1 protein-coding gene and 1 pseudogene are annotated in these 1740 nt (G+C 63.2%); both read right to left on the bottom strand.

Annotation, left to right across the window (positions count from 1 at the left end):
- Positions 1-1001: PAS domain-containing protein (locus tag M0954_RS28040; protein ID WP_297356754.1), on the bottom strand; the 1001-nt coding region annotated here is incomplete at its 3' end.
- A 3-nt stretch (positions 1002-1004) separates the two neighbouring features.
- A pseudogene (locus tag M0954_RS28035) lies at positions 1005-1740 on the bottom strand (ATPase domain-containing protein); the annotation flags it as partial.

Here is a 1740-nt window from a genome sequence, read left to right as displayed (position 1 = left end):
TGGGCAATGCCGCCGGTCAGTTGCCCAAGCGCTTCCATCTTTTGCGCCTGCACGAGCACCGCCTGGACCTTTGCACGCTCGTGGATCTCCTTCATCAGCTGATCGTTCGCCGACGCGAGTTCCTGCGTCCGTTCCGCGATACGGCTTTCCAGCGTGTCGTTCAAACGCTCGACTACGAGCTGGCTCGCGAGGATCTTCTCGTTGACTTCGTGACGGTCGGTGACATCCAGCGACACGCCGATGATCCGTGTCGTTGTCGACCCCGGACTGCTGCCCGGCGCGCGCATGGGATGGCCGCGCGACTGCACCCAGTGGACCGTGCCGTCCGGCCAGATCACGCGATATTCGACCGTCAGGTTGGTGTTGTTATCGATGCAACTATCCAGCGCGCGTTGACGCATCTCGCGATCATCGGGATGCACAAGCTGGATGATCTGCGCGTAGTCCAGCGTCGGCCCCTTGTGCCCATAGATCTTGCGGAACGCTTCGGTGGAGCGCAGCGCGCCCGTCTCGACATCGAGTTCCCACGATCCCAACTGGCCTGCCGCAAGCGCCAGATGCAGCCGTTCCTGCGCCTCCACGCGCTCGGCAAGCTGACGCCGCGCTTCGTATTGCCGCAAGCGCGCCCGCAATGCCGACGACACCGCGCGCCGCAACGTTTCCGCATTGAGCGGGCGCTCCAGCACGACGACATTACCCAGCAGCTCAAGCCGGTCGAGCGCGTCTTTCGGGCGTCGTTCAGTGCGTTTGGTGGCAAGCAGGATGAGCGGAAAGTCGGACCACGTCGGTTGCTGGTCGAGCCACTGGAAGACCTGCGGCATGTCGCTGTCGGACAGTGCTTCTTCCGCGATCAGCGCCGTTCCCGCATTGCTGCGCAGCTCGGTGTCCAGCATCGCGCCGTTCACGCAGGCGACGCAGTTGCGGCCATCCTTGCTCAGCACCTCTGCGACCACGTCCGCGTCGCGGCCGCGTGGGGCGAGGATCAGGACACGATTTTCCACGGCTTAGCGGCCCCTCGCGTCGGGGCTGCCCAGCATGGTTGAGTCGCCGCGATACGACGGCAGGCCGGCGAGCACGCTATCGAAATCGCGCAGAGCTTCACTTAGCTCCACGCCGCCTTGCGTGAGCCTGAACTGGCGGATCGTGCGCTCATGCGCGCTGCCACGGCTCTTGACAGTGGCGAGCGCCGTCAACACTTCGCCCCGATGTTCGAAGTAACGGAACAGGACCATCACGTCGCTGAGATAGCTGATGTCGATATCCGTCTGCACCTCGCCCACAATGCCGTGCTGCCCGAGCACGAGCATCGTCACAACGCCGCGCTGGTTGAGGTAGCCGAGCAACTCGTGCATTTGCAGCAGCAGGAAGCGCTCGCCGGGCATCGCCTGCAAATACGCATTCAGGCTGTCGATGGCGACATACCTCACGCCTTCATCCTCCACCGCCTCGCGCACGTCGCTGGTGAACTGGCCGGGCGACATCTCGGCAGGATCGATCTGGCGCAACGTCAGCAAACCATTGTCGAGATAGGTCGAGAGATCCATGCCGAGCGACTTCAAACGCATCAATAGCGTGCCTAGCGTTTCATCAAAGAGATAGTAGATGCAACGCTCGCCGCGCTTGAGTGCCGCCATGAGGCAACACACCACGGTCGTGGTCTTGCCTACGCCCGATGGTCAGATCAGCAGCGCATTCGTGCCGGGAATCAGGCCGCCGCCGAGCATCGCGTTAAGGCCCTCC

Origin of the sequence: Paraburkholderia sp. (genome assembly GCF_026225065.1) — a bacterium.
GTDB lineage: Bacteria > Pseudomonadota > Gammaproteobacteria > Burkholderiales > Burkholderiaceae > Paraburkholderia.
The sequence above is the reverse complement of the archived record's forward strand: the minus strand, read 5'-3'. Positions and strand labels throughout refer to the sequence as shown.